At 60.1% G+C, this 22,614-nt stretch carries 22 protein-coding genes, 2 tRNA genes, 1 pseudogene and 1 riboswitch; of the genes and pseudogenes, 17 read left to right on the forward strand and 8 right to left on the reverse strand.

Annotation, left to right across the window (positions count from 1 at the left end; genetic code table 11):
• The first annotated feature begins 11 nt into the window (after window positions 1–11).
• Window positions 12–61: riboswitch (SAM-SAH riboswitch) on the forward strand.
• A 9-nt stretch (window positions 62–70) separates the two neighbouring features.
• The 11 genes from metK (at window position 71) to FPZ52_RS02895 (ending at window position 9,414) form a co-directional block, all read left to right on the forward strand.
• Window positions 71–1,252 (forward strand): methionine adenosyltransferase, encoded by a 1,182-nt coding sequence (gene metK / locus FPZ52_RS02845; RefSeq protein ID WP_146363510.1) that lies wholly within the window; start codon window positions 71–73, stop codon window positions 1,250–1,252.
• A 79-nt stretch (window positions 1,253–1,331) separates the two neighbouring features.
• Window positions 1,332–2,048 (forward strand): tRNA (guanosine(46)-N7)-methyltransferase TrmB, encoded by a 717-nt coding sequence (gene trmB / locus FPZ52_RS02850; RefSeq protein ID WP_146363512.1) that lies wholly within the window; start codon window positions 1,332–1,334, stop codon window positions 2,046–2,048.
• Between the two features lie 29 nt (window positions 2,049–2,077).
• Window positions 2,078–3,427 carry a 3-phosphoshikimate 1-carboxyvinyltransferase gene (gene aroA / locus FPZ52_RS02855; RefSeq protein ID WP_146363514.1) on the forward strand — a complete coding sequence of 450 codons (1,350 nt, stop codon included), beginning with the start codon at window positions 2,078–2,080 and terminating at the stop codon, window positions 3,425–3,427.
• Window positions 3,424–4,044 (forward strand): (d)CMP kinase, encoded by a 621-nt coding sequence (locus FPZ52_RS02860; RefSeq protein WP_146363516.1) that lies wholly within the window; start codon window positions 3,424–3,426, stop codon window positions 4,042–4,044. Before aroA ends, FPZ52_RS02860 begins: the two co-directional genes overlap by 4 nt.
• Before the next feature lie 120 nt (window positions 4,045–4,164).
• Window positions 4,165–5,844 (forward strand): 30S ribosomal protein S1, encoded by a 1,680-nt coding sequence (gene rpsA / locus FPZ52_RS02865; RefSeq protein WP_146363518.1) that lies wholly within the window; start codon window positions 4,165–4,167, stop codon window positions 5,842–5,844.
• Between the two features lie 267 nt (window positions 5,845–6,111).
• A complete protein-coding gene (ihfB, locus tag FPZ52_RS02870) occupies window positions 6,112–6,399 on the forward strand; it encodes an integration host factor subunit beta (RefSeq protein WP_146363520.1) in 288 nt (95 codons plus the stop codon).
• Window positions 6,400–6,402: 3 nt separating this feature from the next.
• On the forward strand, window positions 6,403–6,762 hold the full coding sequence (locus tag FPZ52_RS02875) for a LapA family protein (protein ID WP_146363522.1): 360 nt from the start codon (window positions 6,403–6,405) through the stop codon (window positions 6,760–6,762).
• A gap of 8 nt (window positions 6,763–6,770) precedes the next feature.
• Entirely contained in the window at window positions 6,771–7,418 is a 648-nt protein-coding gene (locus tag FPZ52_RS02880) for a phosphoribosylanthranilate isomerase (protein WP_146363524.1), read from the forward strand.
• Window positions 7,419–7,513: 95 nt separating this feature from the next.
• Window positions 7,514–8,308 (forward strand): tryptophan synthase subunit alpha, encoded by a 795-nt coding sequence (gene trpA, locus FPZ52_RS02885; RefSeq protein WP_146363526.1) that lies wholly within the window; start codon window positions 7,514–7,516, stop codon window positions 8,306–8,308.
• Window positions 8,309–8,344: 36 nt separating this feature from the next.
• Complete coding sequence (gene pth / locus FPZ52_RS02890) at window positions 8,345–9,022, forward strand: aminoacyl-tRNA hydrolase (RefSeq protein ID WP_146363528.1); 678 nt, start codon at window positions 8,345–8,347, stop codon at window positions 9,020–9,022.
• 20 nt (window positions 9,023–9,042) lie between these two features.
• Window positions 9,043–9,414, forward strand: a complete 372-nt coding sequence (locus tag FPZ52_RS02895; RefSeq protein ID WP_146363530.1) for a DUF2237 family protein — start codon at window positions 9,043–9,045, stop codon at window positions 9,412–9,414.
• Here the strand turns inward: FPZ52_RS02895 and FPZ52_RS02900 are convergent.
• The 4 genes and pseudogenes from FPZ52_RS02900 to FPZ52_RS02915 all read right to left on the reverse strand — a co-directional run bounded on the left by FPZ52_RS02900 (window position 9,411) and on the right by FPZ52_RS02915 (window position 15,909).
• Window positions 9,411–10,250, reverse strand: a complete 840-nt coding sequence (locus FPZ52_RS02900) for a class I SAM-dependent methyltransferase (protein WP_146363532.1) — start codon at window positions 10,248–10,250, stop codon at window positions 9,411–9,413. The genes FPZ52_RS02895 and FPZ52_RS02900 overlap by 4 nt on opposite strands.
• A gap of 75 nt (window positions 10,251–10,325) precedes the next feature.
• Complete coding sequence (trpB, locus tag FPZ52_RS02905; RefSeq protein ID WP_146363534.1) at window positions 10,326–11,546, reverse strand: tryptophan synthase subunit beta; 1,221 nt, start codon at window positions 11,544–11,546, stop codon at window positions 10,326–10,328.
• 73 nt (window positions 11,547–11,619) lie between these two features.
• Window positions 11,620–12,731, reverse strand: a pseudogene (locus FPZ52_RS02910) (pyridoxal phosphate-dependent aminotransferase).
• A 22-nt stretch (window positions 12,732–12,753) separates the two neighbouring features.
• Window positions 12,754–15,909 carry a valine--tRNA ligase gene (locus FPZ52_RS02915; RefSeq protein ID WP_146363536.1) on the reverse strand — a complete coding sequence of 1,052 codons (3,156 nt, stop codon included), beginning with the start codon at window positions 15,907–15,909 and terminating at the stop codon, window positions 12,754–12,756.
• A 167-nt stretch (window positions 15,910–16,076) separates the two neighbouring features.
• On the opposite strand from FPZ52_RS02915, the gene FPZ52_RS02920 reads away from it, so the two are divergent.
• On the forward strand, window positions 16,077–17,096 hold the full coding sequence (locus tag FPZ52_RS02920; protein WP_146363538.1) for a DUF2235 domain-containing protein: 1,020 nt from the start codon (window positions 16,077–16,079) through the stop codon (window positions 17,094–17,096).
• On the opposite strand, the gene metF is transcribed toward FPZ52_RS02920, so the two are convergent.
• Window positions 17,097–17,966: a methylenetetrahydrofolate reductase [NAD(P)H] gene (gene metF / locus FPZ52_RS02925; RefSeq protein ID WP_146363540.1), complete on the reverse strand. Its 870-nt coding sequence runs from the start codon at window positions 17,964–17,966 to the stop codon at window positions 17,097–17,099.
• Window positions 17,967–18,058: 92 nt separating this feature from the next.
• Between metF and FPZ52_RS02930 the strand changes: the two genes are divergently transcribed.
• Together FPZ52_RS02930 and FPZ52_RS02935 are read left to right on the forward strand one after the other, a co-directional pair.
• A complete protein-coding gene (locus FPZ52_RS02930; protein ID WP_146363542.1) occupies window positions 18,059–18,979 on the forward strand; it encodes a LysR family transcriptional regulator in 921 nt (306 codons plus the stop codon).
• Window positions 18,980–19,059: 80 nt separating this feature from the next.
• Window positions 19,060–19,854, forward strand: a complete 795-nt coding sequence (locus FPZ52_RS02935; RefSeq protein WP_146363544.1) for an inositol monophosphatase family protein — start codon at window positions 19,060–19,062, stop codon at window positions 19,852–19,854.
• Here FPZ52_RS02935 and FPZ52_RS02940 read toward each other — a convergent pair whose 3' ends face one another.
• Together FPZ52_RS02940 and FPZ52_RS02945 are read right to left on the reverse strand one after the other, a co-directional pair.
• Window positions 19,855–20,226: a GFA family protein gene (locus FPZ52_RS02940; RefSeq protein WP_146363546.1), complete on the reverse strand. Its 372-nt coding sequence runs from the start codon at window positions 20,224–20,226 to the stop codon at window positions 19,855–19,857.
• On the reverse strand, window positions 20,226–20,972 hold the full coding sequence (locus FPZ52_RS02945; protein WP_146363548.1) for a rhomboid family intramembrane serine protease: 747 nt from the start codon (window positions 20,970–20,972) through the stop codon (window positions 20,226–20,228). The genes FPZ52_RS02940 and FPZ52_RS02945 overlap by 1 nt, the downstream gene beginning before the upstream one ends.
• A gap of 123 nt (window positions 20,973–21,095) precedes the next feature.
• Here FPZ52_RS02945 and FPZ52_RS02950 point away from each other — a divergent pair.
• Window positions 21,096–21,180: transfer RNA gene (locus FPZ52_RS02950), tRNA-Leu, on the forward strand.
• A gap of 143 nt (window positions 21,181–21,323) precedes the next feature.
• On the opposite strand, the gene FPZ52_RS02955 is transcribed toward FPZ52_RS02950, so the two are convergent.
• A tRNA-Tyr gene (locus FPZ52_RS02955) sits at window positions 21,324–21,407 on the reverse strand.
• Between the two features lie 112 nt (window positions 21,408–21,519).
• On the opposite strand from FPZ52_RS02955, the gene rlmB reads away from it, so the two are divergent.
• Together rlmB and FPZ52_RS02965 are read left to right on the forward strand one after the other, a co-directional pair.
• Complete coding sequence (gene rlmB, locus FPZ52_RS02960) at window positions 21,520–22,320, forward strand: 23S rRNA (guanosine(2251)-2'-O)-methyltransferase RlmB (protein ID WP_146363550.1); 801 nt, start codon at window positions 21,520–21,522, stop codon at window positions 22,318–22,320.
• On the forward strand, window positions 22,310–22,603 hold the full coding sequence (locus tag FPZ52_RS02965) for a hypothetical protein (protein WP_146363552.1): 294 nt from the start codon (window positions 22,310–22,312) through the stop codon (window positions 22,601–22,603). Before rlmB ends, FPZ52_RS02965 begins: the two co-directional genes overlap by 11 nt.
• Window positions 22,604–22,614: the final 11 nt, after the last annotated feature.

Below are 22,614 nucleotides of genomic sequence, written 5' to 3' on the forward strand. Positions count from 1 at the left end.
CTCGTGTCGATGGGCTGTCACAACGGCTTCCTGGCGTGGCAGCAAAACATTCAATGGAGCACCCCCTGTTATGGCGCGTAAGAACTACGCCTTTACGTCCGAGTCGGTGTCGGAAGGTCATCCCGACAAAGTTTGCGACCGGATCTCCGATGCGATTCTCGATGCTTTTCTGGAAGCTGATCCCGAGGCCCGCGTTGCCTGTGAAACCTTTGCGACGACCAATCGCGTGATCATCGGCGGCGAGGTCGGGATCAACGATCCGAAGCTGCTTGAGGAAACGACCGCCAGGGTCGAAGACATCACGCGCAGCTGTATTCGCGACATCGGCTATGAGCAGGACAAATTCCACTGGAACACGGTGAATATCGACAACTTCCTGCACGAACAGTCCAACCACATCTGGCAGGGTGTTGGCGGGACGGAAAACCGAGAAGAGGGCGCGGGCGATCAAGGGATCATGTTCGGCTATGCTGTCAACGAGACACCGGAACTGATGCCAGCCCCGATCTGTTACGCCCATGCGGTTCTGAAACGGCTTGCCGAGGCCCGCAAGGGCGGCGAGGCGAGGGTTTTGGGACCGGACGCCAAATCGCAATTGACCGTGCGCTACGAAAACGGGGCGCCTGTTGAGGTCAGTTCCATCGTTCTGTCCACTCAGCATCTCGACGAGACGCTGGAATCAAACGATGTGCGGGCGATTGTCGAGCCCTATGTGCGCGAAGAACTGCCCGATGGTTGGATCACCGACAAGACGGAATGGTGGGTCAATCCAACGGGGAAGTTCGTGATTGGTGGTCCGGACGGCGACGCCGGACTGACCGGCCGCAAGATCATCGTGGATACCTATGGGGGATCGGCACCGCATGGTGGAGGTGCGTTTTCCGGAAAGGATCCGACCAAGGTGGACCGTTCGGCTGCCTACGCCGCACGGTATCTGGCGAAGAACGTGGTCGCGTCCGGACTGGCGCATCGCTGCACGATCCAGCTTAGCTATGCGATTGGTGTGGCTAAACCGCTGTCGATTTATGCCGATACGCATGGCACGGGCGAGGTGGACGAGGCACGGATCGAGCAGGCGGTCGCGCAGGTTATGGACCTGACACCCAAAGGTATTCGTACCCATCTGGGACTGAACAGACCGATTTTTGAACGCACCGCCGCTTATGGTCATTTCGGACGCGTCCCTGAAGCGGATGGCGGCTTCAGCTGGGAGCGTACCGATCTGACCGAGGCGCTACGCAAGGCGGTCTAGCGCAACTTTCCTGTCGGCATGACGCCGGCAGGTGAAACAGCCCTTGACCTTTTCGGGTTGTCCTTTCATCCAGCGTTGCATGACTGAACGGACAGCCCCCACTGGCGCCCCGTGGCGCAATTTCTATGGTAGGCGCAAGGGCAAGGGCCTTCGCGACAGCCAGCGGGAATATCTCGACGAAGATCTGATAACCCTGTCGCCCGGACCCGTGGGATGGGACGTGAACCCCGACCGAACCGCTTTGGACTTGACCAAGTTGTTCGCGGACAAACCTGTTTGGCTGGAAATCGGTTTCGGCGGTGGCGAGCATATGGTTCACCAGGCCGCGAACAACCCCGACATCGGCATCATCGGCTGCGAACCCTATATCAATGGCGTCGCGATGCTGCTGGGCAAGATCCGACAGGCAGCCGTGGAAAACCTTGCTGTCCACCCCGGTGATGTGCGCGACTTGTTGGATGTGTTGCCAGATGGCAGCCTGTCCCGTGCCTTCCTGCTTTACCCCGATCCGTGGCCCAAGAAGCGCCATCATCGCCGTCGTTTCGTGACCCCCGAGTTCCTGGACCCGTTGGCGCGCAAGCTCAGGGCGGGCGCGATCTTCCGTGTGGCGACCGACATCCCCGACTATGTTCGCCAGACACTTGAGCAGATGATGTCGCGTCCGGATTTCGAGTGGCTGGCTGAAGGCCCCTATGACTGGCGCGAGCCATGGGGAGATTGGATTTCCACCCGATATGAGCAAAAGGCGCTCCGCGAAGGGCGGGTGCCGCATTATCTGACTTTCCGCAAGCTTTGACGCTCGCGCCAAAATTCGAGGAACCGCCGATGTCATCACACGGACCCGCCCGCCCGTTGACCGCCAAACGCTCTGGCCCGCTGAAAGGTGAAGCGCATGTGCCGGGCGACAAATCGATTTCGCATCGGTCACTGATCCTTGGGGCACTTTCCGTGGGCACGACCGAGATCACGGGGCTTCTGGAAGGGCAGGATGTTCTGGATACGGCCAAGGCGATGCGGGCTTTTGGCGCAACCGTCACGCGTTCGGATGATGGCGTGTGGACGGTCCAAGGCGTCGGCGTCGGTGGCTTTGCGGAGCCTGAGAACGTGATCGACTGTGGTAATTCCGGAACTGGCGTCCGGCTGATCATGGGTGCCATGTCGACCAGCCCGATCACGGCGACTTTCACGGGTGATGCGTCGCTGAACGGTCGCCCGATGGGCCGGATCACCGATCCTATTTCGCTTTTCGGCGCGCAGTCCTATGGACGACAGGGAGGGCGCCTGCCGATGACGATCGTGGGGGCGGCAGAACCCGTTCCCGTGCGCTACGCGGTTCCCATGCCTTCGGCACAGGTTAAGTCGGCGGTATTGTTCGCGGGTCTGAACGCGCCGGGGCAGACAGTTGTGATCGAGAAAGAGGCGACACGCGACCATACCGAACGTATGTTGACCGGGTTCGGTGCACAGGTGTCGGCTGAGGAGACCTCCGAAGGGCGCGTGATTACCCTGCATGGACAACCGGAGTTGAAGCCGCAAACCATTGCTGTGCCACGTGACCCCAGCTCGGCCGCCTTTCCCGTGGCCGCGGCGTTGATCGTTGAAGGGTCAGACGTGCTCGTGCCAAATATCGGCCTGAACCCGACCCGTGCTGGCCTTTTTACAACGCTGCGTGAGATGGGTGCCGACCTGACATTCGAGAACGAGCGCCTTGAGGGTGGCGAGCCCGTCGCGGATCTGCGCGTGCGGTTCTCGACACTGAAAGGCATCGAGGTGCCGCCGGAACGCGCACCCAGTATGATCGACGAATACCCGATCCTGTCGGTGGTCGCGGCGAACGCGGAAGGCAAAACCGTCATGCGCGGTGTCAAGGAGTTGCGTGTCAAGGAAAGCGACCGGATCGACGCAATGGCGCGAGGGCTGGAAGCTTGCGGTGTCACGATCGAAGAAGACGAGGACACGTTGATCGTTCACGGCATGGGGCCGGGTGGCGTGCCGGGTGGCGCAACCACAGAAGCACGATTGGATCACCGCATCGCCATGTCGTTCCTGTGCCTCGGGATGGCTGCGAAGAACCCCGTGAAAGTAGATGACGTGGGACCGATTGCCACGTCTTTCCCTATCTTCGAGACACTGATGGGGGATCTGGGTGCCCAGTTCCAGCGGGATAACGCATGATTTTTACCGTTGCGATAGACGGACCTGCGGCGGCAGGTAAGGGAACCATCGCCAAGGCGTTGGCCGCGCATTTTGGGTTCGCGCATCTGGATACCGGCTTGCTTTACCGCGCGACGGGTCGTCGGGTGATGGATGGAGAGGCCCCGGTTGCCGCCGCTGAAAACCTCGCGGCGGATGATCTTGCGCGCACCGATCTGCGGACTGGCGACGTCGGGAAGGCTGCGTCCGAGGTCGCGGCGGTTCCAGAGGTTCGTGCTGCGCTTTTGCAGTTCCAGAAGGCCTTTGCCCGCCGCGAAGGCGGTGCAGTACTGGACGGTCGTGATATTGGAACGGTGATCTGTCCGAAGGCCGAAGTAAAGTTGTTTGTGACAGCATCGGATGAGCGCCGCGCCCAACGACGGCATCGGGAACTGGTTCAGGCTGATCCATCACTGACTGTGGATCAGGTTTTGGCTGACCTGAAAGAACGTGACGCTCGTGATGCGGCTCGTGACGCCGCGCCGATGAAGGCGGCAGACGATGCACTCTTGCTTGACACGACAGATTTAGCTATAGACGCCGCTGTCGCACAGGCGGTCGAAGCTGTGGGCAAGGCGCTGGAGCAGGGTCGGGGATAACCACCGGCCCTTGTTTGTTTGTTGCACTGTTCCCATATCGCCCGATCAGACCAATCGTTTAAGACCGGCGGAGACAACCGCCCGGCCAGCATATAGAAACCGAAGGAAACTGAAGACCTGATGGCTCAGAACACATCTATGGAGGAATTCGAAGCCCTCCTGAACGAAAGCTTCGAACTTGAGACGCCGGAAGAAGGTTCCGTTGTCAAAGGCCGCGTCATCGCCGTAGAGGCAGGACAGGCCATCATCGACGTAGGCTACAAGATGGAAGGCCGCGTTGATCTTAAAGAATTCGCAAATCCCGGCGAAGCCCCTGAAATCGAAGTTGGCGACGAGGTGGAAGTCTACCTGCGTCAGGTCGAAAACGCGCGTGGCGAGGCTGTCATCAGCCGTGAAATGGCCCGCCGTGAGGCAGCCTGGGATCGTCTGGAAAAGGCATATGCCGACGAGCAACGCGTCGAAGGCGCGATCTTCGGTCGTGTCAAAGGCGGTTTCACCGTCGATCTGGGTGGTGCCGTGGCGTTCCTGCCGGGTTCCCAGGTCGATGTGCGCCCTGTGCGCGACGCCGGCCCGCTGATGGGTCTGAAGCAGCCGTTCCAGATCCTGAAAATGGACCGCCGCCGTGGCAACATCGTTGTATCGCGTCGTGCGATCCTCGAAGAATCGCGTGCCGAACAGCGTGCTGAAGTCATCGCCAAGCTGTCCGAAGGCGACGCAGTTGACGGTGTCGTCAAGAACATCACCGAATACGGCGCATTCGTCGATCTCGGCGGTGTTGACGGCCTGCTGCACGTCACCGACATGGCATGGCGCCGTGTGAACCACCCGTCCGAGATCCTGTCGATCGGCGAAACCGTCAAGGTTCAGGTCATCAAGATCAACAAGGAAACGCACCGCATCAGCCTCGGCATGAAGCAGCTGCAGGACGATCCTTGGGATTCGGTCGAAGCCAAGTTCCCGCTGGAATCGGTCCACACAGGCCGCGTCACGAACATCACCGACTATGGTGCGTTCGTCGAACTGGAGCCGGGCGTCGAAGGTCTGGTCCACGTCTCCGAGATGTCCTGGACGAAGAAGAACGTCCATCCCGGCAAGATCGTTTCGACCTCTCAGGAAGTCGAAGTCATGGTTCTGGAAATCGACACAGCGAAACGCCGCGTCAGCCTTGGTCTGAAGCAGACCATGCGCAACCCGTGGGAGCTGTTCGAAGAAAAGCATCCTGTTGGTTCGACCGTCGAAGGCGAAGTCAAGAACATCACCGAGTTCGGTCTGTTCATCGGTCTCGACGACGATATCGATGGCATGGTTCACCTGTCCGACCTGACATGGGAAGGCCGTGGCGAAGATGTGATCGGCGACTACCACAAGGGCGACGTTGTCAAAGCTCTGGTCACCGAAATCGACACCGACAAGGAACGCATCTCGCTGTCCATCAAGGCACTTGGCGATGATCCGTTCCAGGAAGCTGTGTCCGGCGTCAAGCGTGGCTCCATCATCACTGTCGAAGTCACGGCGATCGAAGATGGCGGCATCGAGGTCGAGTATGAGGGTATGAAATCCTTCATCCGCCGTTCCGATCTGTCCCGTGATCGTGCTGAACAGCGCCCCGAGCGTTTCGGTGTAGGCGACAAGGTTGACGTCCGCGTGACCAATGTGGATTCCAAAACTCGCCGTCTGGGTCTGTCGATCAAGGCGCGCGAAATCGCCGAGGAAAAAGAAGCCGTCGAACAGTACGGTTCTTCCGACAGCGGCGCGTCGCTGGGCGACATTCTGGGTGCAGCGCTCAAGGGCGACAACTGATCCCAGTTGGAAATTATCGAAAGACAAGGCGTCGCTGGGAAACCTGCGGCGCCTTTTTACTTTACGAATCAGCATGCCCCGAGCAGCATTGCGTTCCCACTATCGTTTGCTTATTTAAGCCAAGACTGGCTCAGGGGTTGCACAAATCAGTGATTTGGCTTCATTTCTTGTGGATAGCGAATGGAAAACCCTTCGCACAGTTTGTGTTAGTCATGTAACTTAGTACCAGCCCACCAATAGCGGGATGGAGCCAAGGAGGTCGCAGATATGATCCGGTCCGAGCTAATCCAAAAGATTGCGGACGAGAATCCTCACCTCTATCAGCGTGATGTCGAACGGATCGTCAACACGATCTTCGAGGAGGTCATCGAAGCCATGGCACGAGGTGATCGCGTCGAGCTACGTGGTTTCGGCGCGTTCTCGGTCAAGAAGCGCGATGCGCGGACAGGTCGGAACCCGCGAACGGGTGAGTCGGTTGAAGTGGACGAAAAGCACGTACCGTTCTTCAAGACCGGTAAGCTGCTTCGCGACAGGCTGAACGGAAAAGCGGACTAGTCTATGCGCTACATAAAATGGGCATTTCTTGCGCTTCTGGCGCTATGCCTGATCACTGTGGGCTTCGCCAATCGCGAAGTCGTCAATCTTCAGCTCCTGCCGGAAGATATCGCTGTTTTTGCGGGGATAAGCGCAGGGGTCTCGATGCCGCTTTACCTAATCGTTTTCGCCAGCGTGATTGCCGGTTTGCTGATCGGCTTCGTCTGGGAGTGGCTGCGAGAGCATAAGCACCGTTCGGTTGCGAGCAGCAGCCGCAAGGAAAAGGCCGCGCTGGAAAGCGAATTGCGCGAGTTGAAGACGGGATCGCGCGATACCAATGACGACGTGCTTGCGCTACTTGAGACGCCGAAGTCCGCACGGTAACAAGTGACATGACACAGAAAACCCGCGTTAAGATCTGCGGTCTGTCCAGGTCGGACGACATAGCAGCTGCCGCGGCCAAAGCGGGGGCAGCTTATGTCGGATTCGCATATTTTCCGAAATCGCCCCGTCATGTGTCATTGGATCGGGCGGCACAATTGGCTGCGGATGTTCCTGTCGGTATCGCCAAGGTGATGTTTGCCGTTGATCCGGATGATGATCTGATTGACGACATCGCCCAGACTGTGCCGCTCGACATGCTCCAGCTCCACGGGTCTGAAACTCCGGAACGGGTGGCAGAAATCAGATCACGTATCGGTTTGCCTGTTATGAAGGTTATTGGCGTGGCATCCGCGGAGGATCTGGTTCCCCTGTCCGCGTACGAGACGGTGGCGGATCAGTTGTTGATTGATGCCAAAGCTCCGAAGAATGCTGAGTTGCCGGGTGGAAATGGGGTTACCTTCGATTGGGACCTGCTGGCCGGTCGTGCATGGTCCAGGCCGTGGATGTTGGCCGGCGGGCTGAACTCGGAAAACGTGGCTGAAGCAATACGGCGCACCGGCGCGCGGCAGGTTGACGTGTCTTCTGGCGTAGAAAATGCGCCGGGGGTCAAGGATGCGGCGCTGATCAAGGCGTTCGTAGCGGCGGCGCAGGGCTGAGGCTTGGACGCTACGGGCCGGCGACGCACATAATCGCGCATTGATCTTTCCGGCCGCATTCGGCACACCCTCAACCAGATAGTATGAGGGATGCCATGACACGGATCGACCGCAAATTTGCCGCGCTGAAGGCTGACGGAAAGAAGGCCTTCGTTGCCTATGTCATGGCTGGCGATCCGGATTATGCAACGTCGCTGGAGGTCGTGTGTGGACTGCCTGCCGCTGGTGTGGACATCATTGAACTCGGCATGCCGTTTACCGATCCGATGGCAGATGGCTCGACCATTCAGCTGGCAGGGCAGCGCGCGCTGGAGGGGGGGCAGACGCTGGAAAAAACCCTGCAGATGGCGCGGGAGTTTCGCAAACAGGACGACGAGACACCGATCGTTATGATGGGATACTACAATCCGATCTATAACCGTGGCGTCGATACCTTTCTGGTGGATGCGCGTGATGCGGGTATCGACGGGTTGATCATCGTGGACCTACCGCCCGAAGAAGATGACGAGTTGTGTATCCCGGCACAGAAGATGGGTTTGAACTTTATCCGGCTTGCGACGCCGACAACGGATGACGCGCGTCTGCCGACCGTTTTGCAGAACACCAGCGGCTTCGTTTATTACGTGTCGATCACGGGGATCACGGGAGCAGCGTCTGCGCAGGCACAGGATGTGGGGCCAGAGGTTGCGCGGATCAAGACGAAGACGGACCTTCCGGTGATTGTGGGCTTCGGCATCAAGACGCCAGACAATGCCCGCGACATCGCCAGTGTCGCGGATGGAGCGGTGGTCGGCTCTGCGATCGTCAAGCTGATCGAAGAAGGTCGATCCAGCGCCGATATCCTGTCTTTTGTGGCTGGACTTGCGGCAGGCGCGCATAGCGTGATCTGATCGACGACAGACGAGTTTGAACAGACGGAAGGCGCAATGAAGCTATTTGTCGGACTGGGAAATCCGGGCGCGAAATACGCGATGAATCGGCATAATATCGGGTTCATGGCGCTTGATCGTATTGCAGGTGATCACGGGTTTGCGCCTTGGCGCGGCAAGTTTCAGGGGGCGCTGACCGAAGGGCGGCTCGGGTCTGACAAGGTTTTGCTGCTGAAGCCCGAAACCTTCATGAACCTGTCGGGCCAATCGGTGGGCGAAGCGATGCGGTTCTATAAACTGACGCCTGACGACGTGACCGTGTTTCATGATGAACTGGACCTGGCGCCAGGAAAACTGCGCCTGAAAACCGGCGGAGGTCATGCGGGGCATAACGGGCTGCGGTCGATCCATCAGCATGTCGGAGAAGACTATCATCGTGTGCGGTTGGGCATCGGGCATCCGGGCCACAAGGATCGCGTGTCCGGATATGTGCTCAGCGATTTTTCGAAGGCTGATCAGGACTGGCTGGACGATCTTCTGCGCGGGTTGTCCGACGGCGCGCCGCATCTGGCGGATGGGGATAGCAGCCGCTTCATGAATGCGGTTGCTACGCGGCGGTCGCCAACACCAGCCCAGTCCAGACCGGCTCAGGAGCAGCCCAAGGTGAAGGAACAGGCGCCCGCGTCGGAAGACAGTCGATCACCCTTGCAGAAGCTGGTCGACCGCTTCAAGTAGCTGCAGAACGGAGGATGGTGATGTCACCCGAAGCATCTGTAAACGTGTTGGGAACGGCGCTGGAAAGCTGTTCGACCAATCCTGTGACCGGGTTCTACCGGAATGGTTGCTGCGATACGGGGGCCGAGGATCAGGGCAGCCACACAGTTTGCGCGATCATGACCAATGAATTTCTGGCCTTTTCCAAGTATGTTGGAAATGATCTGAGTACCCCACGGCCCGAGTTCGGATTTGCGGGGTTGAAGGCTGGTGATCGCTGGTGCCTTTGCGCGGGGCGTTTCCTGCAAGCCTATGACGAAGGGTTGGCACCCAAGGTTCGGCTGGAAGCGACACACCGTAAGGCGCTTGAGATTGTTTCGTTGGAGGCGCTGACAGCCTGTGCGGTGCGCTAGTTCGACAGGGTGGCCGTGATAATGACCGGCTCGATCTGGTGGTCCTTCAACGCGGCGACATAATTTTCGAACTTCTCTTTCGCATTGTCGCCGGTCAGCAGGTGCAGGCCCAGCGGGGGCGGTGCGTCCTGATCTTCTTGTGCGGCGAACAGGTCGTCAAAATAGCCGATTGCGAAGTCGCGCAGGTTCTGCTCCGATGCGATGGTGAAGCCTTGCTGGCGCAAGTGATAGGCTGTTTCATCCGCCGAGATCAGAAAGCTGGTATCCGAGGTTTCCGCCCATGGCACGGGATAGCGCATACCAGCGGTTTGTCCCTTCATCACGTCGAACAGCCCGACCGTCCCGCCGTGATGTAGCACCCGTGCGATTTCGGAATACATCTTCGGGCGGTCTTCGATATTCATGGCTACGTGCAAGGACACGGCGAAATCGAAGCTGTCATCCGCTACAGGCAGTTCTGTGGCGCTGCCTTGCTGGAAATGGCATTTGTCGTTGAGGCCGGTGCGGCGTGACAGGTCGGTGGCAATTTCCACGAAGCCCGGTGTCAGGTCTACTCCGGTGACGTCTGCGCCCGTCTGGCTGGCAATGCAGCGCGCGGTGCCACCAAGCCCGCTTCCGATGTCCAGGACGTTGTGGGTTGGACTGATCCGCAGATGGTCCAACAGCTTCAGTGTGGCGATGCGGCCAGCTGTGTGAAATTCATCGACCGGGGCGAGATCTTCAATCGAAAGGGGGCCGTCCGGATCATGTCCGGCGGCGCGAAGGCCGTCGAGAATGGCTTGAAGGACGCCGCCGCGATCATAATGCGCGGTGATCTGTTCTGGTGAAACGGGCATGATGCACTCTCCGCAACCGAGGACACGCGCTCAGTTTAGCAGATTGCGCCGCGATTCCCGAATCCCGGATGCGTATCAGAGATCGACGCCAAGCGCTTTTGCTACCGTGAAGATGTCCTTGTCGCCGCGGCCACACATATTCATGCAGATGATGTGGTCCTTCGGCAGGTCCGGTGCGATCTTCATCACATGGGCCAGCGCGTGGCTCGGCTCCAGCGCGGGGATGATACCTTCCAGAGAACAGGACAGCTGGAAGGCTTCCAGTGCTTCCTTGTCGGTGATCGCGACATATTCGGCGCGGCCGATTTCGTGCAGCCAAGCATGTTCGGGACCGATCCCCGGATAGTCGAGACCCGCCGAGATGGAGAACCCTTCGAGGATCTGCCCGTCGTCATCCTGCAACAGATAGGTGCGGTTGCCGTGCAGAACGCCCGGACGCCCGCCGGTCAGACTGGCGCAGTGTTCCATCTTCTCGTTGACGCCCTTGCCGCCGGCTTCGACGCCGATGATGCGAACTTCCTTGTCGTCCAGAAACGGAAAGAACAGCCCCATGGCGTTCGAGCCACCGCCGATGGCGGCGATTACGGTGTCGGGCAGGCGACCTTCTGCCTTCTGCATCTGTTCCTTGGCTTCCTTGCCGATGATAGCCTGAAAGTCACGGACCATTGCAGGGTAGGGGTGCGGGCCAGCGACCGTACCGATGCAGTAGAACGTGTCGCGTACGTTGGTCACCCAGTCACGCAGCGCATCGTTCATCGCATCCTTCAGCGTGCCGCGCCCCGAGGTGACGGGAACGACTTCGGCGCCCAGCAGCTTCATGCGGAAGACGTTGGGGGATTGGCGTTCCACGTCATGCGCGCCCATGTACACAACGCATTTGAGACCGAACTTCGCGCAAACGGTTGCCGTGGCCACGCCGTGCTGGCCCGCGCCGGTTTCGGCGATGATGCGGGTTTTGCCCATGCGCCGTGCCAGAAGGATCTGGCCCAGCACGTTGTTGATCTTGTGCGCGCCTGTATGGTTCAGTTCGTCGCGCTTGAGATAGACCTTGGCACCGCCCAGATGTTCCGTCAGTCGTTCCGCGAAATAGAGCGGCGAGGGGCGTCCGACGTAATGGGTCCACAGATCGTCCATCTCGGCCCAGAAACTTTCATCGGTCTTGGCATACTCGTATTGCTGTTCCAGTTCCAGGATCAGCGGCATCAGCGTTTCCGACACGAAGCGCCCGCCGAAATCTCCGAACCGGCCCTTTTCGTCGGGGCCTGTCATGAAGCTGTTGATGAGATCTTCGGCCATGATGCAGTCCTTCATTGTCGCTTGGACACAGGGATTAAATCCGATGGGGTCCGCCGTAAAGCGGCAGTTCGCTTTATACTGCCGATGCCGCCGCTTTAAGGGCATCGGGCAGCACGTCTGCGAAGATGTCGAGTTCCTCATCCGGTCCGGTGGAGACACGGATGCAGCGGTCGAGTGGTGCGACGCCTGGCATCCGCACGAAAACGCCCCGATCGAGCAGGGCCGCGACGACCGCGCGAGCGAAATCACCCATCCCTGCCGCAATCGATGGTCACGAAGCTGGTGGCAGAAGGCAGGTGTCAGGCCATTGTCCCGCGCGATCTTGGCAATGCGGGTCTTGGCGTGTTCGATTCGGTCCAGAACCTCGTTCAGCCAGTCCGTGTCGCGCAACGCCTCCAGCGCGGCGATCTGCGACAGGCGGCCTACGCCGAAATGGTTGCGTATCTTGTCGAAGGCGCGGATCAGATCGGCATGGCCGATGGCATAGCCCACGCGCATTCCCGCCAATCCGTGTGGTTTGGAAAAGGTTCGCATGCGGATGACACGCGGGTCGCTTACGTCGATTGCTGGCGCTGTGCCGTCGGGGGCAAGGTCGATATAGGCCTCGTCCAGCAGCATGACGCAACCGTCGGGGACGGCCTCGATCATCTGTTGCACGCGATCGGATGAATGCAGGCTTCCCATCGGGTTGTTGGGGTTAGACAGGTAGACGATCTTCGCGTCCGTTTCGCGCGCGGCGGCGATCAGTGCGTCAGGGTCTTCGTGGTCACCCTTGAACGGCACCTGTGTCAGCGCGCCACCCTGCGAGGCCACATGGTAGTTGAAGGTGGGGTAGGCACCGAGAGACGTCACGACCGGATCGTTCGGACCAACCAGAAGGCGCACGAATGTGCCCAGCAGGCCATCTATGCCTTCACCAACGACAATGTTTTTGCGGTCTACGCCGTGATGTTCGGCCAGTGCGCCGATAAGGTCGTGGGTCGTTGAATCGCCATACATCCAAACATCGGGCGCGGCTGCGCGGATGGCGGCTGTTACCCGCGGGGACGGGCCGAAACCGCTTTCATTCGCACCGAGGCGCGCTTTGAAGTCGGCGCCGCGTTCGCGTTGAAGCTGTTCGGGGCCAATGAAAGGAACGGATGCGGGTAGCGCCTCGACTGTCTTAGTATATCGGGGTCCGTGCATGTCGTTCCTTTCAGTTTCTGCTTCAGGCCAGCTCGGCGAGGCGATCCAGGGCGAGCTTGAGTTTGCCCGCTTCCTCTTCGCCTTGGGCCAGGCGTTCGCGGTTTTCTTCGACCACCTCGGTGGGGGCGGATGCGAGGAATTTTTCGTTGCCCAGGCGCCCGCGAAGGCCGTTCAGTTCCTTGTCGAGCTTTTGCAGCGTCTTTTCAAGGCGGGCTTTTTCTTCTTCTACATCAATGGCATCCGCGAGCGGTAAGGCAAAGACACCGCCTTCGACAGGGATGGTCACCGCGCCTTTGGGCAGGGCGTCGACGGTGTCGATGGTTTCGATCCGTGCGAGGCGTTTGATCAAGGCATCCGAGCGGTCCAGCGCGGCTTGCCCGGCAGCATCCAGCTCGATCTGGAGAAGTTGCAGTTTCAGCCCCGCGGGAACATGCATCTGGGCGCGGACAGAGCGGATTTGTTCAATTAAATCAATGACCCAGTTCATTTCCCGGTCGGCCTGCGAGTCTACCAGGTCGCCCGTTGTATAGTCGGGCCAATCGGCGTGGATCAGCATCTTTTCGCGGGTGCCGGTCAGGCCCCATAGCTCTTCGGTGATGAAGGGCATGATGGGGTGCAGAAGGATCAGGCACTGGTCGATGACCCACGCCATGGTATGACGTGTTTCTTCAACGATTGCAGGATCTTCGCTAGCGAACAGCGGCTTGGCAAATTCGACATACCAGTCGCAGACCTTGCCCCAGACAAAGGTATAAAGGGCGTTGGCAGCGTCGTTGAAGCGGTAGGCGGACAGCGCCGCGTCGACCTCTTCGCGGACCTTGGCGGTTTCGCCGATGATCCATTTATTGGCGGTCTGGGTCTGTGCACCGGGCGTACACTGCGCGTGCACCGATTGTGCACCGGATTCGAAAACTCCGTTCATTTCCGCAAAGCGGACGGCGTTCCACAGCTTGGTGCCAAAATTGCGGTAACCGGCGATGCGCTGGGTGCTGAGTTTCAGGTCGCGCCCCATCGCGGCCATCGCGGTCAGGGTGAAGCGGACCGCGTCGGCACCGTATTCGTCGATCAGTTCGAGCGGGTCCAGAACATTGCCCAGGGACTTGGACATTTTCTTGCCCTTCTCGTCGCGGACGAGGGCGTGAACATAGACGGTGTCGAACGGTTTCTGACCGACCACGGCGTATTGCATCATCATCATCCGGGCGACCCAGAAGAAGATGATGTCGAATCCGGTGACGAGCGTGCTGGTCGGGAAGTATTTTTCTAACTCCGGCGTCTGTTCGGGCCAACCGAGCGTGCCGATGGGCCACAGGCCGGAAGAGAACCATGTATCCAGCACATCGGGGTCACGCCAGATCGGATAGACCAGATGGGTCGGGTCTTGGCTGAGGTTATAATCGGCCAGCGATTGCGACAGGGTTTCGATGGCTTCGTGACGGTCCGCGACCTCGACGATCCGTGCGGCGTAAAGCGGCGCGGGCAGGATGTTCAGATCCTTGCGGAATTTCTCGGCCACGGTGTCGAGATCCGGCGCGCAGTGTGGCGTCGGGTCAGCGTGGTTGAAGCTGCCTTCGCGGAGCAGGCGGAACAGTTCGACCTCGTCGAGTTCGTTATTGCCTTCGTCGTCCTTGAAGCCCGTGGGCCAGACGTCGAGACCGTACCAGACGGGGATCTGGTGACCCCACCAGAGCTGGCGGGAAATGCACCAGGGCTCGATGTTTTCCAGCCAGTTGAAATAGACCTTTTCGTCGCGTTCGGGCAGGATCTTTGTCTCACCGTTACGCACGGCGTCGATTGCCGGGCCGACGATCCGGTCGGTGTCGACGAACCACTGGTCGGTCAGCATCGGTTCGATCACGACTTTGGAGCGGTCGCCGAAGGGCTGCATGATCGGCTTGTTTTCGACATAAGGAACCCAGCCATCGCCTTCAGGGGCGTAGCAGACCTTGCCGTCGGAGTCGTCGGGTTCAACTTGAACCATGACAGCCAGACCTTCGGCGTTGATGTCGGCAACGACCTTCTTGCGCGCCTCGAAACGATCAAGGCCGCGGTATTCCTCGGGGACGAGGTTGATTTCGGTCGCGTCGCTCGGGGTTTCTTCATCGCCCTTGGCGATAGCGGTCGCGCGGGTGGCGGCTTCGGCATAGGGCAGGCCGTCGGCGCGCATATGGCCTTTGGTGTCCATCAGCGAATAGAGCGGGATGCCGTTGCGCTTGGCGACGCCGTAGTCGTTGAAATCATGTGCGCCGGTGATCTTGACCGCGCCCGAGCCGAAGTCGGGGTCAGGGTAATCGTCGGTGATAATCGGGATCAGGCGGCGGTGTTCTTTGGGGCCGACGGGAATTTCGCACAGCTTGCCGACGATGGGGGCGTAGCGTTCATCCTTCGGGTTCACGGCAACCGCGCCATCGCCCAGCATGGTTTCGGGGCGTGTCGTGGCAATCGAGATATAGTCGCGGGTTTCGCGCAGGGTGACGTTGCCGTCTTCGTCTTTCTCGACATATTCATAGGTTTCGCCACCCGCGAGCGGGTATTTGAAATGCCACATATGTCCGGGCGTCTCGATGTTTTCAACTTCGAGGTCGGAAATGGCAGTTTCAAAGCGCGGGTCCCAATTGACCAGACGTTTGCCGCGATAGATCAGGCCTTTCTCGTACATGTCGACGAAGACCTTGATGACGGCATCGTGGAAGTTGCCTTCTTCGCCTGCGGGTGCGTTGGGTGCCCCCGACATGGTGAAGGCTTCGCGCGACCAGTCGCAGGATGCACCAAGGCGCTTCAACTGCCCGATGATGGTACCGCGGGATTTGATTTTCTGTTCCCAGACACGCTCCAGAAACTTATCCCGCCCCATTTCGCGGCGCGTGGGTTCGCCGTTGGCGGCCATTTCCCGTTCGGTCACCATTTGGGTGGCGATGCCTGCATGGTCGGTTCCGGGCTGCCAGAGCGTGTCGAAGCCGCGCATTCGGTGCCAGCGGATCAGGATGTCCTGCAGCGTGTTGTTAAAGGCATGCCCCATATGCAGCGAGCCCGTGACATTGGGAGGCGGGATCAATACGGAAAAGCTGTCGGTGCCGGGTTTGGCATTTGCGCCGGCCTTGAAGGCGCCAGCCTGTTCCCATGCGGCGTAAAGGCGGTCTTCCGCCTTGCTCGCGTCAAAAGTCTTTTCCATCGCCATTGTCCGGCCCTCGATACATGCGTGTCTGGCCGATCAGATAACGAATGCGGCGGGGAAGTCCAAGGGCTGCGTGGCGTCGGCTGTGCTGCGGGGAAATGCGCTTGTCAGCCGTGAGGTGGTCGGATTTAAGCGGGACCATGCTAGACTGCCCGAATTCGATGTGATCCATGAACCGACTGGTCCGATTTGTCCGACGCCTGCTTGGGCCCCTGACGCATGTTGCGGAACAACCGCACAAGGTGCTGGGCGCGCGCGATCATGTGGTTCTGATGGATGGTACGACCTCGACGCTGGAACCGGGGTTCGAGACCAATATCGGGCTGATCCGCAATCTGTTGATGCAACTGCCAGCGGCGGAGCGTCCGGTGATCTATTATCGGCCGGGATTGCAATGGGGCGAGGTATGGCGCGAACGGCTGAATGTGCTGACGGGCCACGGGGTCAATGACCAGATCCGCGAGACCTATGGTGCGCTGGCGGCACGGTATCGTCCGGGGGACCGGATTTTCCTGTTCGGCTATTCGCGGGGGGCGTTTGCGGTCCGGTCGCTGGCGGGGATCATCAATTTGCTTGGGCTGCTGGATCCGGTGCATGCGACAGAGAGTAATCTCCGTGATTTGTATCGCCATTATGTCAACGATCCGACATCTGACGCTGCGCGTGCCTTCGTGGAACGCACCTGCCAGCCGGGGGTGCAGATCGAGATGGTGGGCGTGTTCGATACCGTGAAGGCGTTGGGCTGGCGTCTGCCCGGTATCTGGCGGTTGACGGAGAAGCGATACGCCTTTCACAGTTCGCATCTTGGAGCGACGGCGAAGCACGGATTTCACGCGCTGGCCAGGGACGAGACGCGCGAGGCCTATGCGCCGGTGATGTGGACGACGCAGGACGATTATGCTGGCCATGTGGAACAGGTCTGGTTTCGCGGCAATCACGGCGATATTGGCGGACATATCGATGGGATGACGGCCACGCGCCCCCTGTCGAACATCCCGCTGGTGTGGATGCTGGAACAAGCGGAAGGCGCGGGGCTGTCGCTGCCCGATGGATGGCGGGCGCAGTTCCCGCGAGATGCGGGGGCGCCCTCCATCGGGTATCCGGGGCCGTGGGACAAGCTGTTCGTGCTGCGCCGTGCGCGGGTGATCGGGGCCGATCCGTCGGAGCGGCTGCACGAAACCGCGCGGTGATCAGGCCACGCGTTCGAGCGATTTCTTCGGCGTGATGCCCAGTTGGGCGCAGATCTGCTTGGTCAGTTCGGGCTTGTTCAGCGTGTAGAAATGCAGGTCGTCCACGCCGCCGTCCAGCAGCTTCCGGCACAGGTCGACGCAAAGCTCGGCGGACACTTCGGCGGTGCGGCCGTCGTCTTCGGCCTTGGTCATGGCCTCATCGAACCAGGCTGGGATGGGGGTTCCACAGGCGGTGGCGAATTTGCGCACGCCTTTCCAGCTTTCAATGGGGATGATGCCGGGGATGATCGGCGCGTCGATACCCTCGGACGCACAGGCGTCACGGAAGCGGAAATAGGTGTCGGGTTCGAAAAAGAACTGGGTGATCGCGGAATGCGCCCCGGCCTGGAACTTGCGCTTGAGCCAGCGGACATCGGCGGACGGGTCGCCCCTGGCTTCGGGATGCGGATCGGGATAGGCGCCGACGCGCAGGTTGAACTTGCCGGTGTCGGCCAGCGCCTCGATCAATTCGCAGCTGTTGGCGAAGCCTTCGGGGTGGGGGGTGAACCCGCCCGAGCCCTTCGGGGGATCGCCACGCAGTGCCACCAATTCGGTGATGCCCGCATCGGAATAGGCCTTCACGATCTCCATGGTTTCATCGCGGCTCGCGTCCACACAGGTCAGGTGTGCGGCGACATTGAGCCCGTAGTTCTTTTCAATCGTGGTGACGGCTTCATGCGTCAGCTTGCGGGTGGTGCCGCCTGCGCCATAGGTCACGGAGACGAAGGACGGGTCCAGAGGCGCAAGCGCCCGCACGGTTTCCCACAGCTTGAAAGACGCATCCAGCGACTTCGGCGGAAAGAATTCGAAAGAAACGCGCGGTTGCGACATGAGATCACCCTTTTGGAACGGCGCAGATATGGCATTGATGCTCAGGTGAAACAAATTCATAATCTTCAAGATGAACATGAGTTGGACCACATATGCATCTTGAGTTCCGACACCTGCGCACGGTCAAGGCCATCCATGACGCGGGCGGTCTGGCCCGCGCAGCCGATGTGTTGAACATAACGCAATCGGCGCTGTCTCACCAGATCAAGGGTCTGGAAGAGCAGGCGGGCGTGGAGTTGTTCATCCGTAAGTCCAAGCCGATGAAGCTGTCGCCCGCGGGGATGAAGCTGTTGCGGCTGGCCGAAAAGATCCTGCCCGAGGTTGCCGCGCTGGAAGAGGAACTGAAAGGCGTCCGGTCTGGCCGGTCGGGGCGCCTGCATATCGCCATTGAATGCCATGCCTGTTTCGAGTGGCTGTTTCCCGTGCTGGAGGAGTTCCGCAAATCCTGGCCTGATGTGGATGTCGATATCCGTCCGGGGCTGGCCTTTGGTGCGATCCCCGCGCTGCAGAAAGAAGAACTCGATCTCGTGGTGTCATCCGATCCCGAGGATCTGGACGGGGTGACGTTTTCACCGCTGTTTGACTATGAGCCGGTTTTCGTGGCCTCGCGCCAGCATCCGCTGGCCAGAAAGCCCTATGTCGAGGCGGAGGATTTCATCGGCCAGACCCTGATCACCTACCCGGTGGAAGAGGCGCGGCTGGATGTGTTTTCGCAGCTTCTGCACCCGGCGGGCGTGCGCCCGGCGGCTGTACGGCGGGTAGAATTGACGGCGGTGATCCTGCTGTTGGTGGCATCCAACCGAGGCGTGGCGGTGCTGCCTGACTGGGTGGTGCGCGAGGTGCGCTACAATTCGGATTACGTGACGCTGCCATTGACCAAGGTGGGCGTCACACGGCGTCTTTACGCGGCGATGCGGACCGCCGATATGTCGAAGCCGTATATGGAAGATATCGTCGAACTGGCGCGCACGGAGCCGTTGAAGCTGCAAGCCGCGCCCGATCCCGAAAAGTGACGTAGCGCGGGAGGGCCGCAAAGCCTTGGCATCGCGGGACTTGCCAAGTATACGCGCCCCCGTAGTTTCAGGAGCATCCGATGCAGGGCAGCGCAAATATCAATGTCATGATCAAGGCCGCACGCAAGGCGGGCCGGTCGCTGGTCAAGGACTTTCGTGAGGTCGAGAACCTTCAGGCCACGATGAAAGGGCCGGGGGATTTCGTGTCGCGCGCCGATATTGCGGCGGAGAAAATCCTGAAGGAAGAATTGCTTGGCGCGCGGCCGAATTACGGTTGGCTGGCCGAGGAAAGCGGCAAGGAAATCGAGGGCGCTGATCCGACACGCCGCTGGATCGTGGACCCGCTGGACGGAACCACCAACTTCCTGCACGGCATGCCGCATTGGGCAATCTCGATCGCGCTGGAACATAAGGGCGAGATCGTCGCGGGCGTCGTGTTCGATCCGGCCAAGGACGAGATGTTCTACGCCGAAAAAGGCGCGGGTGCGTGGCTGAATAACAGCCAGCGTCTGCGCGTGTCGGGCCGCAACCGGATGATCGAGGCGGTATTCGCCACGGGGCTGCCCTTTGGCGGGCGTGCCGATCTGCCGGCGACGCTGCAGGATCTGGCGCGTATCCTGCCGCAAACAGCGGGCGTGCGGCGCTGGGGCGCAGCGGCGCTGGATCTCGCCTATGTGGCTGCGGGCCGCTATGACGGGTTCTGGGAACGCGGCCTCAATTCCTGGGACATGGCGGCGGGTCTTTTGATCGTGAAGGAAGCCGGTGGTCTGCTGGCGCCCGTGCGCGAAGGCCGCGATATCATGGATGACCGCGCGGTGATCTGTGCGAACGAGCCCCTGTTCGATCAGCTCGTGAAGCTCGTCCGCGACGAATAATTACCTGTCGGACGGGTGGTTCACGCCGTCCGCCCACGGCACTTCCCCAAGATCACGCGGGTTGACGCCCTCGATCGCGCCCGCATTCACGCCGTACTGGTTCGGGTTGGACCGGCGGCGATGGTGCGTGTAGATCCCGCATGTGGCGCAGAAGTAATGTTCTGCCGCCTTCGTGCCCCATTGGTACAGGCTGAGCGCCTCGGCGCCCTTGATCACTTCGAGATCGGGCAGGGCGACGGATACGGCGATGGCTCCGCGGCGGCGGCAATAGCTGCAGTCGCAGCGTCGCGCGTCGGAGAAATCATCGTTTGCGAGCCTGATACGAAGCTCGACCGCGCCGCAATGGCAGGTCAGGCGTCTGTGGGATGGCATTAGCGTTTCCTTCTGACGGTTGGGATGCTGGTGCGGGACATGCGGTAGCGTGCCTCCGGGTGCTCTGGATGGCCATGGGTGCGGCGCCAGAAGGCGGGGCCGCCCTTGGACAGCCACAGGGGCAGGATCAGGACTGCGCCCGCGACGAAGCCGCCGATATGCGCCCAATAGGCGACGCCGCCTTCGCCTGTCATGGATCCCGCGCCATTGAACAGTTGCAGGGCAAACCAGATGCCCAGCGTTACCCATGCGGGCATCGGGAAGATCTTGAAGAAGATGATGATGATCAGGGTGACATCGACGCGGGCGCGCGGAAACATCAGAAGATAGCCCCCCATGACGCCGGCGATGGCACCCGATGCGCCCACGAGCGGCACAGTAGACAAGGGGGACGTCATCACCTGCGCGAGACCCGCCGCGATACCGCAAGCCATGTAGAAGGCCAGATAGAGCGTGTGGCCGAGCTGGTCTTCCAGATTGTCGCCGAAGATGAACAAGAACAGCATGTTGCCCAGCAGGTGCATCCAACCCCCATGCAGGAACATCGAGGTGATCATCCCGGTCAGGCCGTCGCCTTGCGTGATCCGCGCGGGAATGATGGCGTAGTTCCAGAAGAACTGGCCCAGAAGTTGCGGGTTCTGGAAGATCGATTGATAGCCCAGAAACACCACGACGTTGATCATGATCAGCGCGTAATTGACAAAGGGTGTCGAATTGGAAGGGTTGTGGTCCCTGATGGGGAACATGGTGCACCTTTACGTCTGGCGTTTGATGACTGCGTAGCCCAATCGCGCGGAAGGGTCACCCGAAAGCGGTATTGCCGTCTTTACACGCGGTGTCACATGAGTATTGTCCGCGCACCTGCTGCGGCCCGCGTGGTGGAATGGTAGACACTGGGGACTTAAAATCCCTTGCCTTTACGGCGTACCGGTTCGAGTCCGGTCGCGGGTACCACTGGAATGTTCCTTCGTCATCGTCGGTCTGAAAACTTGATCCATCTGATCTGTCGATTGGCGATCAGTCGTCGGGATTCTGTCGTGCGGCAGTGGGTCGTTGATCATGAAACACCACGATCTCAACTGCTTGGCAGGAGAAAATGGTGGGCGACCCTGGAATCGAACCAGGCGTGGGTCTCCCCGGCGGAGTTACAGTCCGCTGCCGCACCTTGCAGCACGTCGCCCTGACGTGGGGCGTGGAATATCCGTAGCGTTCTGGGGCGTCAACCAGAAAAATCCTTGTCAGACGCAAGGGCATGTATCATTGTCCCGACCTCTTGGAACCAAGGATATTTCCGTGAACAAAAAGCCGAAATGGGTCATCGAAAAAGAACAGTTGCGGCGCGTGGCGGCGAAGGAAACGGTATGGCTGTTCGGCCTGCACGCGGTGCGCGATGCGCTGCTTAATCCAGCACGTGAAAAGAAGCAGCTGATTTTGACGCGCAATGCGGCCGATCGGCTGGGCGATGCGGTCGAGCAGGGTGGCATAGAGCCGGAGATCGTCGATGCGCGCAAGTTCTCTGCGCCGCTTGATCCGGGATCGGTGCATCAGGGTGCCGCGCTGGAGGTCAAGCCGCTGGATTGGGGCAGTGTAGGTGACCGATGCGTGCCCCAAGGCGATGCTGCGCCTCTTGTGGTGCTTCTGGACCGCGTGACCGACCCGCATAACGTGGGAGCGATTTTGCGGTCGGCCGAGGTATTCGGGGCATGCGCGGTGATCGCGACACAACGCCACGCGGCGCCCGAAACGGGGGCTTTGGCGAAAACGGCCTCTGGTGCTTTGGAACGGCAACCCTATCTGAGGGTGAAGAATTTGGCGACGAGCATGGGGGAACTTCGCGATATGGGCTATGTCCTGCTCGGGCTGGACGGAACGGCCGAGGTCAGCGTCGATAATGCCGTGATCGGTCATGCGGCGCGCCCGGTTGCACTCGTGATGGGCGCTGAGGGGCCGGGACTGCGCGAGAAGACGAAGGAAACCTGCGACATGCTGGTGAAGATTCCATTCGCGCGTGAATTCGGATCGTTGAACGTATCTAACGCGGCTGCGGTTGCGCTATACGCGACCGCGCAGCGCCAGGGTGGCCATGCCGCATAACACGAAGATCGCGACATGCTGCTACTGCGGAACGCGTGCCGCGCTGGTGCTGACGGGGCGGACGCAGCATGAGTTGGCGTGCAGCGCCTGTGGTGCGCCGCTGAGCAACCTGAAGGCCATTCGCAGAGATGTGGTCGAACGCGCCGCGCGCCCGGATACGCCGGGTCATCCAAGACCTCTAAAAAAAGCCAGAACGACGAAGAAAAAGAAAAGCAAGAAGAAGACCTTGACCCGTCGCTTCCTGTCGGAGGCATTCGATTTGATCGACGAGATCATAGATTAAGGCTGATCACA

Source organism: Qingshengfaniella alkalisoli (assembly GCF_007855645.1).
Classification (GTDB): domain Bacteria; phylum Pseudomonadota; class Alphaproteobacteria; order Rhodobacterales; family Rhodobacteraceae; genus Qingshengfaniella; species Qingshengfaniella alkalisoli.